Origin of the sequence: Pseudomonas sp. St316, assembly GCF_018325905.1 — a bacterium.
Classification (GTDB): Bacteria; Pseudomonadota; Gammaproteobacteria; order Pseudomonadales; family Pseudomonadaceae; genus Aquipseudomonas.
Genome location: NZ_AP021901.1, coordinates 2,712,575 through 2,725,610, shown reverse-complemented (window position 1 = coordinate 2,725,610; position 13,036 = coordinate 2,712,575). Strand labels below are relative to the sequence as shown.

Genomic DNA, 13,036 nt, shown 5'->3' with positions numbered 1-13,036 from the left:
CTGAACAGCAAGCCAACAGAGAAAAATATTCTTCTTCGTCGAGCCTATGATTGTTGTAGGACAATTTCCCGTACCCCGGGAAATTCGTCAGCTAGCGCGCCCACTACAAGAAATTCACAAGATCGAGCGTAGAAAGCCATGAACCCAGCGTATGAACCGCTACGCCTGCACGTCCCCGAACCCTCGGGCCGTCCCGGCTGTAAAACCGACTTTTCCTACCTGCATCTGTCCGATGCCGGCACGGTGCGCAAACCACCCATCGACGTCGAACCCGCCGACACCGCCGACCTGGCTCGCAGCCTGATCCGCGTACTCGACGATCAAGGCAATGCCTTGGGCGACTGGGCCGCGGACATTCCCGTCGAGATCCTGCGCAAGGGCATGCGTGCCATGCTCAAGACGCGCATCTACGACAACCGCATGGTGGTCGCCCAACGCCAGAAAAAAATGTCGTTCTACATGCAGAGCCTCGGCGAGGAAGCCATCGGCAGCGCCCAGGCCCTGGCGTTGAACATCGACGACATGTGCTTCCCCACCTACCGCCAGCAAAGCATCCTGATGGCCCGCGAAGTGCCGCTGGTGGACCTGATCTGCCAGCTGCTGTCCAATGAGCGCGATCCGCTCAAGGGCCGGCAGTTGCCAATCATGTACTCGGTCAAGGACGCCGGTTTCTTCACCATTTCCGGCAACCTCGCCACACAGTTCGTCCAGGGCGTGGGCTGGGGCATGGCCTCGGCGATCAAGGGCGACACCAAGATCGCCTCGGCCTGGATCGGTGACGGCGCCACCGCCGAATCGGACTTCCACACCGCACTGACCTTCGCCCACGTCTACCGCGCGCCGGTGATCCTCAACGTGGTCAACAACCAGTGGGCAATTTCCACCTTCCAGGCCATTGCCGGCGGTGAAGCCACGACCTTCGCCGGACGCGGCGTCGGTTGCGGTATCGCCTCCCTGCGTGTCGATGGCAACGATTTCATGGCGGTCTACGCCGCCTCGCGCTGGGCCGCCGAACGTGCCCGCCGCAACCTCGGCCCGGCGCTGATCGAATGGGTCACCTACCGCGCCGGCCCGCACTCCACTTCGGACGACCCTTCGAAATACCGTCCCGCCGACGACTGGAGCCACTTCCCGCTGGGCGATCCGATTGCGCGCCTCAAGCAGCACATGGTGAAGATCGGCCAGTGGTCCGAAGAGGAACATGCCGCCGTCACCGCCGAGCTCGAAGCCGAGGTGATCGCCGCGCAGAAGGAAGCCGAGCAGTACGGCACCCTTGCCGGCGGGCAGATTCCAAGCGCCGCGACGATGTTCGAAGACGTCTACAAAGAGATGCCGGAGCACTTGAAGCGCCAGCGTCAGCAGTTGGGGATCTGACATGAACGATCACAACAACAATATTGCGTTGGACACCGCCATGACCACTACCACCATGACCATGATCCAGGCCCTGCGCTCGGCCATGGACGTGATGCTCGAACGCGACGACAACGTCGTGGTGTTCGGCCAGGACGTGGGTTACTTCGGCGGCGTATTCCGCTGCACCGAAGGCCTGCAGAACAAGTACGGCACCTCGCGAGTGTTCGACGCACCGATTTCCGAAAGCGGCATCGTTGGCGTGGCGGTGGGCATGGGCGCCTACGGCCTGCGGCCGGTGGCCGAGATCCAGTTCGCCGACTATGTCTACCCGGCGTCGGACCAGATCATTTCCGAAGCGGCGCGCCTGCGCTATCGCTCGGCCGGCGAATTCACCGCGCCGATGACCCTGCGCATGCCCTGCGGCGGCGGTATCTACGGCGGCCAAACCCACAGCCAGAGCATCGAAGCGATGTTCACCCAGGTCTGCGGCCTGCGCACCGTCATGCCCTCCAACCCCTATGACGCCAAGGGCCTGCTGATCGCCTCCATCGAAAACGATGACCCGGTGATCTTCCTCGAGCCCAAGCGCCTGTATAACGGCCCGTTCGACGGCCACCACGACCGCCCGGTAACGCCGTGGTCCAAACACCCTTCGGCGCAAGTGCCGGACGGTTACTACACCGTGCCGCTGGACGTCGCCGCCATCACCCGTCCGGGCAAGGACGTGACTGTCCTGACCTACGGCACCACGGTCTATGTCTCCCAAGTGGCTGCCGAAGAGACCGGCATCGACGCCGAAGTCATCGACCTGCGCAGCCTGTGGCCGCTGGACCTTGAGACCATCGTCAAATCCGTGAAGAAGACCGGTCGCTGCGTGGTGGTCCACGAAGCCACCCGCACCTGCGGTTTCGGCGCCGAACTGGTGGCGTTGGTGCAAGAACACTGCTTCCACCACCTGGAAGCGCCTATCGAGCGTGTCACCGGTTGGGACACCCCCTACCCGCACGCGCAGGAGTGGGCGTATTTCCCAGGGCCGTCCCGAGTGGGCGCGGCGTTGAAACGGGTCATGGAGGTCTGAATGGGCACGCACGTTATCAAGATGCCGGACATTGGCGAAGGCATCGCCGAAGTTGAACTGTCGGTGTGGCACGTCAAGGTCGGCGACCTGGTGGTCGAGGACCAGGTGCTGGCTGACGTCATGACCGACAAGGCCATGGTCGACATCCCCTCGCCCGTGCACGGCCGGGTCATCGCCCTGGGTGGCGAACCGGGTGAAGTCATGGCGGTGGGCAGTGAACTGATCCGCATTGAAGTCGAAGGCGCGGGTAATTTGAAAGAGTCGGCACAACCGGCGCCAGCTGCGGCTACGCAGACCGCTGTGCAGGCGCCAAAGCCGGCGACCGTGGCAACACCTGAACCGGCGCTGGAAAAGACCTCCGCGCCGCGCTGCGCCCCGCAAGCGCCTGTGGCCCGCGCCCCCGAAGAGCGTCCACTGGCCTCGCCGGCCGTGCGCAAGCACGCGCTGGACCTGGGCATTCAGTTGCGCCTGGTCCAGGGCAGCGGCCCTGCCGGGCGGGTCCTGCACGAAGACCTGGAGGCTTATCTGGCCCAAGGTCCGTCGACCCAGGCCAAGGGCGGCTCGGGTTATGCCGAACGCCACGACGAGCAGCAGATCCCGGTGATCGGCATGCGCCGCAAGATCGCCCAGCGTATGCAGGAAGCGACCCAGCGCGCCGCCCATTTCAGCTACGTCGAGGAAATCGACGTGACGGCCCTGGAAGAGCTGCGGGTTCACTTGAATGAAAAACACGGCGCCAGTCGCGGCAAGCTGACCTTGCTGCCGTTCCTGGTCCGCGCGTTGGTCGTGGCCCTGCGGGATTTCCCGCAGATGAACGCCCGTTACGACGACGAAGCCCAGGTGATCCATCGCTCAGGCGCGGTGCACGTGGGTGTCGCCACCCAGAGCGATGTTGGCCTGATGGTGCCGGTGGTGCGTCACGCCGAAGCCCGCAGCCTGTGGGACAGCGCGACGGAAATCTCCCGCTTGGCCACGGCCGCCCGCACGGGCAAGGCCAGTCGCGATGAGCTGTCCGGGTCGACCATCACCCTGACCAGCCTCGGCGCGTTGGGCGGCATCGTCAGCACTCCTGTACTGAACCTGCCGGAAGTGGCGATTGTCGGCGTGAACAAAATCGTCGAGCGGCCCATGGTGATCAAGGGCCAGATCGTGATCCGCAAGATGATGAACCTCTCCAGCTCCTTCGATCACCGGGTGGTCGACGGCATGGACGCGGCGCAATTCATCCAGGCCCTGCGTGGCCTGCTCGAACAACCCGCCACATTGTTTGTGGACTAATCCTCAATGGAGCAGGCGATGCAAACTTTGAATACCACGCTGCTGATCATCGGCGGCGGTCCTGGCGGTTATGTAGCAGCGATCCGCGCCGGGCAACTGGGCATCTCGACCATCCTGGTGGAAGGCCAGGCGCTGGGCGGGACCTGCCTGAATATCGGCTGCATTCCGTCCAAGGCGTTGATCCATGTGGCCGAGCAGTTCCACCAGACGCGGCACCACAGCCAGGGTTCGGCCTTGGGTATCACGGTGGCGGCGCCGACGCTGGACATCGGCAAGAGTGTGGAATGGAAGGACGGCATCGTCGATCGCCTGACCACCGGCGTCGCGGCGTTGTTGAAAAAGCACAAGGTCCAGGTCATTCACGGCTGGGCCAAGGTGATCGATGGCAAGACCGTCGAGGTCGGCGATACCCGCATCCAGTGCGAACACCTGCTGCTGGCCACCGGTTCGAAAAGTGTCAACCTGCCAATGCTGCCCATCGGCGGGCCAATCATTTCCTCCACCGAAGCCCTCGCCCCCACCTCGGTACCCAAGCACCTGGTGGTGGTCGGTGGTGGCTACATCGGCCTGGAGCTGGGCATTGCCTACCGCAAGCTCGGCGCCGAGGTCAGCGTGGTCGAGGCCCAGGAACGGATCCTGCCAGCCTACGACGGCGAACTGACCCAGCCAGTGCACGAGGCGCTCAAGCAGTTGGGCGTGAAGCTGTACCTCAAGCACAGCGTCGAAGGTTTCGATGCCCAGGCCAGCACCTTGCAAGTGCGTGATCCCAATGGCGACACGTTGAACCTGGACACCGACCGGGTGCTGGTGGCCGTCGGGCGCAAGCCCAACACTCAGGGTTGGAACCTTGAAGCCCTGCATCTGGAGATGAACGGCCCGGCGGTGAAAATCGACAATCGCTGCCAGACCAGCATGCGCAATGTCTGGGCCATCGGCGACCTGAGCGGTGAACCGATGCTCGCCCACCGGGCCATGGCCCAGGGTGAAATGGTCGCCGAGTTGATCGCCGGCCAGCATCGCGAGTTCAACCCGACCGCCATCGCCGCGGTGTGCTTCACCGACCCGGAACTGGTGGTGGTCGGCAAGACGCCGGACGAGGCCAAGGCGGCCGGGCTCGATTGCATGGTGTCGAGCTTCCCGTTCGCTGCCAACGGTCGGGCCATGACCCTGGAATCGAAAAGCGGTTTCGTGCGGGTCGTGGCGCGCCGGGACAATCACCTGATCGTTGGCTGGCAAGCGGTCGGCGTCGGCGTGTCGGAACTGTCCACCGCGTTCGGCCAATCCTTGGAGATGGGCGCGCGCCTGGAGGACATCGCCGGCACCATCCACGCTCACCCGACGCTGGGCGAGGCGGTGCAGGAAGCGGCGTTGCGGGCGTTGGGGCATGCGTTGCATCTGTGACAGTTGTGGGTGAATAACTTGTGGGAGCTAGGCTTGCCCGCGATACAGGCGACTCGGTTTCTGAAGGACCGCATCGCCTGTATCGCGGGCAAGCCTTGCTCCCACAATCCCTCACAACGACCGCAGAGCTATTTTCAGCTGCAGGATCCATGTAACAGGCTGCGAAACAGCCCCGGAATGAAGTATTGTTGTCCCCATCCAAAAAACGTCAGAAGCCTTGAACCGTTTCGACGGTTGCTAAGAAATAGAGGGTGTCATGGGTAACGAGAGCATCAATTGGGACAAACTGGGCTTTGACTACATCAAGACCGACAAGCGCTACCTGTCGCACTGGCGCGATGGTGCCTGGGACGCGGGCACCCTGACCGAAGACAACGTGCTGCACATCAGCGAGGGCTCCACCGCCCTGCACTACGGTCAGCAATGCTTCGAAGGCCTGAAGGCCTATCGCTGCAAGGACGGCTCCATCAACCTGTTCCGCCCGGACCAGAACGCCGCCCGCATGCAGCGCAGCTGCGCCCGCCTGCTGATGCCGCACGTCGAGACCGAGCAGTTCGTCGAAGCCTGCAAGCAAGTGGTCCGCGCCAACGAGCGCTTCATCCCGCCTTACGGCACCGGCGGCGCGCTGTACCTGCGCCCGTTCGTGATCGGCGTGGGTGACAACATCGGCGTGCGCACCGCACCCGAGTTCATCTTCTCGATTTTCTGCATCCCGGTCGGCGCCTACTTCAAGGGCGGCCTGACCCCGCACAACTTCCTGATCTCCAGCTTCGACCGTGCCGCCCCACAAGGCACCGGCGCGGCCAAGGTCGGTGGCAACTACGCCGCCAGCCTGATGCCCGGCTCCCAGGCCAAGAAAGCCAGTTTCGCCGACTGCATCTACCTGGACCCGCTCACCCATTCGAAAATCGAGGAAGTCGGCTCGGCCAACTTCTTCGGCATCACCCACGACAACAAATTCATCACCCCCAACTCCCCTTCGGTCCTGCCAGGCATCACCCGCCTGTCGCTAATCGAACTGGCCAAATCGCGCCTGGGCCTGGAAGTGATCGAAGGCGACGTGTTCATCGACAAGCTGTCGGACTTCAAGGAAGCCGGCGCCTGCGGTACCGCTGCGGTGATCACGCCGATTGGCGGCATCAGCTACAAGGACAAGCTGCACGTGTTCCACAGCGAAACCGAAGTCGGCCCGATCACCCAGAAGCTCTATAAAGAGCTGACCGGCGTGCAGACCGGTGACGTGGAAGCCCCAGCGGGTTGGATCGTCAAGGTCTGATTAGCCCTGAAGGGCCTTTGTGGCGAGGGAGCATGCTGCCTCGCCACAAAGGCCCGCACCCGTTTCACTCCCGCCGCAAAACCGGCCATCGTCCCCAACGCTGGCGAAACCATCCGTAACCGCTGACCAGCAAGATCCCGCCCAGCACCAGAACCGCGCCGACAATAAAATTCGGCTCCAACGGCTCATCCAGCAACCAGACGCCAAAACCGATGCCGAACAGCGGCGTCATGAACGACAGCACGCCCAATTGCGAAGCGAGGTAGCGACGCAGCAGGGAGAACCAGATCAGGAAGCTGGCGAAGGACACCAGCAACACCTGGAACGCCAGGCTGGCAATGAGTTGTGGTGTGGGGTTGATCGTCGTTTGCCCCAGCGCCACTGACATGGCGGTCAACAGCACCCCGGCGCCAACCAATTGGTAAAGCAGCGTCTGGCTGGCCGGCAGGTCCGTCAGCCGCGAACAGCGTACCGTTACCGTGGTTGCGCCCCATAGCGCGCCCGCCAACAAGCCCATGCCGTCACCGAGCAAGGTGCTGCCGTTCGCCGCGCCCGAGCCCCCGCTGAAAGCCACCACGATCCCGCCGAATGCAACGGCGATGCCCAGCCATTGCGTCGGTTTGAGGCGCTCGCTCGGCAGTTTCCAGTGCAAGCCGAGGGCGGCGAACATCGGTGCGGTGTACAGGAAAATCACCATGTGCGAAGCCGTCGTATGACGCAGGCCTTCGCCGACCATCACGAACTCCAGGGCGAACAACAACCCCACCAGCATGCCTGGACGCCAGCTACCATCGGCCAGCGAAAAACGCTCGCCCCGCGCCAACACCAAGAGCCAGACCAGTACCGCCGCGATGGCCGAGCGCACGCCCAGTTGCAGCATCGGCGCCATGTCGGTGGCACCGGCCTTGATCGCAACTTGCTGGAACCCCCAAATGGCACAGAGGCCGGTCATCAGGGCGCAGACCTGGCCATCCAGGGCGCGGCGGGTGATCATGGGAAAGGTCCTCGGGCAGAAATAGATGAAAGGATTGTCTGCCTGACACCTTTGCTGGATATAGTGATTACCCGACAAGCCATCCCGGTAATCCGCCATTGCGGTCGATATGCTGCCTCCAGCTCAACATCTGAAGATTCCACCGTTCGACGCGGCCCTGCCCTCGCCGATTTTCTTTCGCAGCGCCTGCATGCCGGCCCATGCCACTTACCCACGGCACCGGCATGCCTGGGGTGAGTTCGTCTACTCCTACAGCGGGGTGATGGAAATCGAGATCGCCCAGCATCATTACCTGGCGCCGCCGCAGTACGGCATCTGGTTGCCACCGGACATGGAACACGTTGGGTTCAATCGGCATGAGGCCTGCCATTGTTCGTTGTACCTGGCCGCCGAACTGTGCGGTGCGCTACCAGCCGTACCCTGTGCGCTGACCTTGAGCCCGCTGATCCGCGCCCTGCTGGAAGAGCTGCGCAGCGATCCACCGAGCCAACCGCAGACGCCCGAACAGCAGCGCTTGCTGCAGGTGTTGGTGGACAAGCTGGCGCAGGCGCCCCATGTCGGCAGCTACCTGCCGTCTTCGGATGATCCGCTGCTGGGCCCCGTGCTGCGGGCCTTGGAAGCGAACCCCAGCGACCCGCGCTCCTTGCCGCAACTGGCCCGCGCCGCCAACACCACCGAGCGCACGCTGATGCGCCGGGCCCAGCGGGACCTGGGCATGTCATTGGTGGAATGGCGCCAACGCTGAAAGTCATCGAGGCCCTGGCCCTGCTCGAGCGTGGCCAGAGCGTGGAAACCATCGGCCTGGACCTGGGCTACAGCAGCGCCTCGGCGTTCATCAGCATGTTCCGCAAGATGATGGGCACTACGCCGGATGAGTATCGACGCCGGCACATGGCTTGATGATGAGGGGGGCTGGAATGGCTATCGCGAGCAAGCTCGCTCCCACAGGGGCTTGCGGTGGACATCGATCATGTCTTCGTCGCCGATCCATTGTGGGAGCGAGCCTGCTCGCGATTGCGGTGGGTCAGCTTGCATAAGTATTGAATGTACCGCAGTCATCGCGAGCAAGCTCGCTCCCACAAGGACTCTGGGTGTGCATGAGTTTTGGGTTCAGCTCAGATGCACTGTGGGTGTGCATGAGTTTTGGGTTCAGCGCAGGCCCACTGTGGGAGCGAGCTTGCTCGCGATGGCGCCGTTGGGTTTGGCATCGATTTCGGCACTGACCCCAAACCGCCCTGCCATCTCCCGGCGACCACTGGCCGTCACCCCCAGCGCGCGGCTGTCCAGGTCCTGGATTACCCATTTGCGCTTGATCGCCACTTGCAGCAACGCCGCCCCCAAGGCACCGCCCAGGTGGGGGCGGCGCATGCTCCAGTCCAGGCAGGGACAGGCGAATCGGCGGCGTTGCGTGGCGAGTTGCTGGACATCGATGCCCAATCCCTCGAACACCGCCTCGCCGGATTCACTCAGCCGATAACCCTCGTCCTGCAGTTCCACTAGCCACCCAGCCTCGATCATTCGGTCATGCAGGCGCACCGCCAAGGTACCGGCCATGTGGTCGTAACAGGTGCGAGCAAACTGCAGGCGATCCGGTGTGCGCGGGGTGAAGGTCGGCGTAGCGCTCTGGCCGATCACCATCAGCGCCTCCAGTGCCTGGGCAACGCGCGGATCGGCCAGGCTGTAATAACGATGACGGCCCTGGACATGCAAGCGCACCAGGGCCATTTGCTTGAGTTTCGCCAGATGGGCGCTGGCGGTCGAGGCGCTGACCTCGGCGATGCTCGCCAATTCGGTGCTGGTGCGGGCATGGCCGTCCATCAACGCACACAGCATCCGGGTGCGCGCCGGTTCGGCAATGGCCGCCGCCACCTGGGACACCCCCAGGTCATGGTGCTCTGCGTTCATGTTTCGCTCCCCGACGAATCAAGCCATGCATCGACTGGAGATAGTAGCAACACTTTCTCCATCACGAACAAGACCATCGCCCAGAGGCCCACCTGATTTCAACCCGACGGACTGGCGCCCGGTCAGCGAACGGCCATGTGCTGACACACCATGACCCGCAGCCGCCCCTCAATCGTCCCGAGTCAAGACTTCCAGCAACTCGATTTCAAAGATCAGGTTGGCGTTGGGCTTGATATGGGCGCCCATGGACCGTTCACCGTAGGCCAGATGGGCCGGCACCCACAACTTGCGCTTGCCACCGACTTGCATGCCCATCAGGCCCAGGTCCCAGCCCTTGATGACACGACCGGTGCCGATGACGCATTGGAAGGGTTTGCCGCGACTGTAGGACGAATCGAATTCGGTGCCGTCTTCGAGGGTGCCGCGGTATTGGGTCGTGATCAGCGCACCTTTGACTACGCTTTTGCCGTCGCCCTGTTGCAGGTCGATGATTTGCAGCTCTTCATTCATGGCGGTATCCCTCGTGTGATCCAGGCGCGGGGTTTTCGCAGAAATCCAGGCCCATGGCAAACGTTGTATGCCATACGGCAGGGAACCGCGACGACCTCTTCGGTTCACATGGGTATCGACCCTGCATTTCAGATAAGGATTTTCTGATGTTCGACTCTCGTCCGCTCCACGGTTTCATTCCGCCCTACATCCTCAATCGCATCATCGCCCACGGCTCCGAACAGCAACGCTCCAGCGCCCTCGGCACCTTGACCCACGTGCGCAACCTGCGACACAACCCCGGCCCGCCCGGCAACCTTCCCGCCGCCGCGAAGCTGCCCAAACCCGGCAAGGCCGGACAGCCGCAACGCAGCGTGCATGACGCCCAGAACGGCATGGAGCTGCCCGGCCAACCGGTCCGCCTGGAAGGCCAGCGGGCCAGTGGCGACCCGGCCGTGGACGAAGCCTACGACGCCCTCGGCGCCACCTATGATTTTTTCTGGAAGGTCCTGGGGCGCGACTCCATCGACAACAAAGGCTTCGCGCTGGTGGGCAGCGTGCATTATGGCCAGGGCTATGAAAACGCCTTCTGGAACGGCGCGCAGATGGTGTTCGGCGACGGCGATGGCGAAATCTTCCAGCGCTTCACCCGCTCCCTGGACGTGGTGGCCCACGAACTGGCCCATGGCGTCACCGAAAGCGAGGCCGGCTTGATCTACGCCAACCAATCCGGTGCGCTGAACGAGTCCATCTCCGATGTGTTCGGTGTGCTGGTCAAGCAGTTCGTGCTCGAACAAACCGCCGACCAGGCCGACTGGCTGATCGGAGCCGACCTGCTCACCGACAAGATCAACGGCGACGGCCTGCGCAGCATGTCCAACCCCGGCAGCGCCTACGATGACCCGTTGCTGGGCAAGGACCCGCAACCTTCGCACATGCGCGAATTCGTCATTACCCGTGAAGACAACGGCGGCGTGCACATCAACTCCGGCATCCCCAACCGGGCCTTTTATCTGGTGGCGACCACGCTGGGCGGATTTGCCTGGGAAAAGGCCGGCCGGATCTGGTATGAAACCTTGTGCGACCGAAGATTGGCCAATGACGCGTCCTTCAGCGCCTTTGCCCGCCTGACCGTCGAGCACGCCCGCCAGCGCTTCGGCACACGGGAAGTGCAAGCAGTGCAGAATGGCTGGGCCCAGGTCGGCGTCGACCTGACACAGGAGAGCTGATGAAAACCCTTCCAGACCTCGACGACAAGGCGGTGGTGCGGCTGTCGCGCCAGGGCGGCGTCGCCGCCATCCATGCGCTGACCCGGCCACGGGAAATCGAGTTCGCCCAATGCGACCTCAACCAGCGCACACGCATCTGCTCGGTGCTGGAAGGCTGCCTGCCGCTGACCTCCTCCACGCCCGGGCGCGGCGACCAACGGTTTTTCCAGATCGAGGTGCGCTATCGCGCCAACGACCAGGATGACGAGATGGTGTTACGGGTGCCTGAGGACCAGGCACCCGGCGAGTTGGTTCATCTGTGGGATAAAGGCGAGGTGCTCTAACGTGTCGCCGGCACGATCTTGACGATTGCGCCGGACACGATTTCGATCAGCAAGTACTTGTCATCGATCTGCACCCATTGCTGCTCGTTTGTCGGTTGCTCAAGTTTCTTCTGTTTCCAGTCTTTCATGGCCCTGTCCGCGCGCTGGTAGTCCGCCGGCACCCGGTCGTTCTCCACCAGCCTGCGGCCATTGCTCGGCGAATGCTCCAGGGCGTCGCCGGTTTTCTCGACCGCTTGCGCAACAGGCCCAAGGGCTCCAAGGCCGGCGATCAGGACCAGGCTGGCGATCAGGGATGGTTTGCGCATAAAAAAACTCCAGTTATTCGAGGGACTGAACCTGGGACTTCGCGGACGGCGAATCATTCCTTTTACTGCAAAGACTGAAGCTGGGAGCCCTCCATCTCTCGTGGCGAGGGAGCTTGCTCCCGCTGGGCTGCGCAGCAGCCCCAATCCAGGCGACGCGGTCATCCAGTGATACGGCATTCACCGGGTTTACGACTGCTGCGCAGCCGAGCGGGAGCAAGCTCCCTCGCCACGGGGCGCGCATGGCATAGTGACAAGCCTGGAACTACAACACTCGCCGGACGGCCCCACCATGAGCTCCACCGCCTCTGCCCCTGCCCCTGCCCCTGCCCTCAAGGAAATCTTCAACAACGCCCGCCTGGAGCACATCGCCAGTGAAATGCGCGCGGTGTACCCGACGTTCGATGCCGCGGCGTTCTTGCACATGGCCAACGACGGGCTGGCCGAGTTGTCGGTGATGCAGCGCATGGCCCGGGTAAGCGAGTGTCTGCACGCGGTGCTGCCCCTCGACTATGAAGCTTCACTGGAGGTGCTGCGCGCCCTGGCCCCACGCCTGAACAGCATGTTTGTCAGCATGTTCCTGCCACACTACGTGGCCTCTTATGGCCGGCACCGCTTCGACGTATCGATGGACGCGCTCCAGTATTTCACCCGGTTCGGCTCGTCGGAGTTCGCCGTGCGGCACTTCCTGCGCGATGACCTGGAGCGCACCCTCAAGGTCATGCACAACTGGGCGCTGGACGCCAACGAACACGTACGCCGCCTGGCCAGCGAAGGCAGCCGGCCGCGCTTGCCATGGTCGTTTCACCTGGAGCCGATCCAGGCCAACCCTGACCTCGCCGCCGCGATCCTCGACACGCTCAAGGCCGACGATAGCCTTTATGTGCGCAAATCCGTGGCCAACCACCTCAACGACGTCACCAAACAGCATCCCGACTGGGTGCTGGACCACATCGAAGGTTGGCCACTGCAAGACCGCCACACGGCGTGGATCGCCCGGCATGCGCTGCGTAGCCTGATCAAACAAGGCAACCCCAGGGCGTTGGGTGTCATCGGGGTCGGCGGCAAGGCACAGGTCCAGGTGCTGGATTTGCAGGTGACGCCCGCGGTGATTCGCCTGGGGGAACAGGTCACCCTGTCCTTCACGGTGCAATCAACCCTTGAGCAGAGCCAACGGCTGGTGATCGACTATGCCGTCGACTACGTGAAGGCCTCGGGCGGCACCTCGGCCAAAGTCTTCAAGCTCAAGACCTTCGACCTGCCCGCCCAGGGCTGCGTCAACCTTAGCCGATCCCAACACATTCGCGAGCTGACCACCCGCAAACATTACGCGGGTCGGCATGCCGTGCACCTGGTGGTCAACGGCGAGCGGCTGGGCAGCACGGCGTTCGATATCGTTCCCTGA

Annotated in this window: 12 protein-coding genes and 1 pseudogene; 9 read left to right on the top strand and 4 right to left on the bottom strand. The window is 63.2% G+C overall.

Translation table 11 applies throughout. The annotated features are described in order from the left end of the window. Positions 1-138 precede the first annotated feature (138 nt). The 5 genes from KI237_RS12430 (at position 139) to KI237_RS12410 (ending at position 6,389) form a co-directional block, all read left to right on the top strand. Positions 139-1,374 carry a 3-methyl-2-oxobutanoate dehydrogenase (2-methylpropanoyl-transferring) subunit alpha gene (locus tag KI237_RS12430; protein WP_212800058.1) on the top strand — a complete coding sequence of 412 codons (1,236 nt, stop codon included), beginning with the start codon at positions 139-141 and terminating at the stop codon, positions 1,372-1,374. Position 1,375: 1 nt separating this feature from the next. Then, positions 1,376-2,434 (top strand): alpha-ketoacid dehydrogenase subunit beta, encoded by a 1,059-nt coding sequence (locus tag KI237_RS12425; RefSeq protein WP_014337843.1) that lies wholly within the window; start codon positions 1,376-1,378, stop codon positions 2,432-2,434. Beyond that, positions 2,435-3,712 carry a dihydrolipoamide acetyltransferase family protein gene (locus KI237_RS12420; protein ID WP_212800057.1) on the top strand — a complete coding sequence of 426 codons (1,278 nt, stop codon included), beginning with the start codon at positions 2,435-2,437 and terminating at the stop codon, positions 3,710-3,712. An 18-nt stretch (positions 3,713-3,730) separates the two neighbouring features. After that, entirely contained in the window at positions 3,731-5,113 is a 1,383-nt protein-coding gene (gene lpdA / locus KI237_RS12415) for a dihydrolipoyl dehydrogenase (protein ID WP_212800056.1), read from the top strand. Between the two features lie 256 nt (positions 5,114-5,369). After that, positions 5,370-6,389, top strand: a complete 1,020-nt coding sequence (locus KI237_RS12410; RefSeq protein ID WP_212800055.1) for a branched-chain amino acid aminotransferase — start codon at positions 5,370-5,372, stop codon at positions 6,387-6,389. A 64-nt stretch (positions 6,390-6,453) separates the two neighbouring features. On the opposite strand, the gene KI237_RS12405 is transcribed toward KI237_RS12410, so the two are convergent. Then, positions 6,454-7,383 carry a DMT family transporter gene (locus KI237_RS12405; protein WP_212800054.1) on the bottom strand — a complete coding sequence of 310 codons (930 nt, stop codon included), beginning with the start codon at positions 7,381-7,383 and terminating at the stop codon, positions 6,454-6,456. Between the two features lie 109 nt (positions 7,384-7,492). Between KI237_RS12405 and KI237_RS12400 the strand changes: the two are divergent. After that, a pseudogene (locus KI237_RS12400) lies at positions 7,493-8,283 on the top strand (AraC family ligand binding domain-containing protein). 249 nt (positions 8,284-8,532) lie between these two features. Here the strand turns inward: KI237_RS12400 and KI237_RS12395 are convergent. Then, positions 8,533-9,288 carry an ArsR/SmtB family transcription factor gene (locus tag KI237_RS12395; RefSeq protein WP_212800053.1) on the bottom strand — a complete coding sequence of 252 codons (756 nt, stop codon included), beginning with the start codon at positions 9,286-9,288 and terminating at the stop codon, positions 8,533-8,535. Between the two features lie 168 nt (positions 9,289-9,456). Then, complete coding sequence (locus KI237_RS12390) at positions 9,457-9,798, bottom strand: FKBP-type peptidyl-prolyl cis-trans isomerase (protein WP_053122889.1); 342 nt, start codon at positions 9,796-9,798, stop codon at positions 9,457-9,459. 146 nt (positions 9,799-9,944) lie between these two features. Here KI237_RS12390 and KI237_RS12385 point away from each other — a divergent pair, with 146 nt between their 5' ends. Next, on the top strand, positions 9,945-11,006 hold the full coding sequence (locus tag KI237_RS12385) for a M4 family metallopeptidase (RefSeq protein ID WP_212800052.1): 1,062 nt from the start codon (positions 9,945-9,947) through the stop codon (positions 11,004-11,006). Beyond that, entirely contained in the window at positions 11,006-11,329 is a 324-nt protein-coding gene (locus KI237_RS12380; protein ID WP_212800051.1) for a protealysin inhibitor emfourin, read from the top strand. Before KI237_RS12385 ends, KI237_RS12380 begins: the two co-directional genes overlap by 1 nt. Here KI237_RS12380 and KI237_RS12375 read toward each other — a convergent pair. Continuing rightward, positions 11,326-11,634 (bottom strand): RcnB family protein, encoded by a 309-nt coding sequence (locus tag KI237_RS12375; RefSeq protein ID WP_212800050.1) that lies wholly within the window; start codon positions 11,632-11,634, stop codon positions 11,326-11,328. The genes KI237_RS12380 and KI237_RS12375 overlap by 4 nt on opposite strands. A 289-nt stretch (positions 11,635-11,923) precedes the next feature. Between KI237_RS12375 and KI237_RS12370 the strand changes: the two genes are divergently transcribed. Then, positions 11,924-13,036 (top strand): DNA alkylation repair protein, encoded by a 1,113-nt coding sequence (locus tag KI237_RS12370; protein WP_212800049.1) that lies wholly within the window; start codon positions 11,924-11,926, stop codon positions 13,034-13,036.

Excerpts from the sequence above, each read along its gene's own strand:
- KI237_RS12430 (WP_212800058.1), top strand. The coding sequence starts at position 139 with ATGAACCCAGCGTATGAACCGCTACGCCTGCACGTCCCCGAACCCTCG.
- KI237_RS12425 (WP_014337843.1), top strand. The coding sequence starts at position 1,376 with ATGAACGATCACAACAACAATATTGCGTTGGACACCGCCATGACCACT.
- KI237_RS12420 (WP_212800057.1), top strand. The coding sequence starts at position 2,435 with ATGGGCACGCACGTTATCAAGATGCCGGACATTGGCGAAGGCATCGCC.
- lpdA (WP_212800056.1), top strand. The coding sequence starts at position 3,731 with ATGCAAACTTTGAATACCACGCTGCTGATCATCGGCGGCGGTCCTGGC.
- KI237_RS12410 (WP_212800055.1), top strand. The coding sequence starts at position 5,370 with ATGGGTAACGAGAGCATCAATTGGGACAAACTGGGCTTTGACTACATC.
- KI237_RS12405 (WP_212800054.1), bottom strand. The coding sequence starts at position 7,383 with ATGATCACCCGCCGCGCCCTGGATGGCCAGGTCTGCGCCCTGATGACC.
- KI237_RS12395 (WP_212800053.1), bottom strand. The coding sequence starts at position 9,288 with ATGAACGCAGAGCACCATGACCTGGGGGTGTCCCAGGTGGCGGCGGCC.
- KI237_RS12390 (WP_053122889.1), bottom strand. The coding sequence starts at position 9,798 with ATGAATGAAGAGCTGCAAATCATCGACCTGCAACAGGGCGACGGCAAA.
- KI237_RS12385 (WP_212800052.1), top strand. The coding sequence starts at position 9,945 with ATGTTCGACTCTCGTCCGCTCCACGGTTTCATTCCGCCCTACATCCTC.
- KI237_RS12380 (WP_212800051.1), top strand. The coding sequence starts at position 11,006 with ATGAAAACCCTTCCAGACCTCGACGACAAGGCGGTGGTGCGGCTGTCG.
- KI237_RS12375 (WP_212800050.1), bottom strand. The coding sequence starts at position 11,634 with ATGCGCAAACCATCCCTGATCGCCAGCCTGGTCCTGATCGCCGGCCTT.
- KI237_RS12370 (WP_212800049.1), top strand. The coding sequence starts at position 11,924 with ATGAGCTCCACCGCCTCTGCCCCTGCCCCTGCCCCTGCCCTCAAGGAA.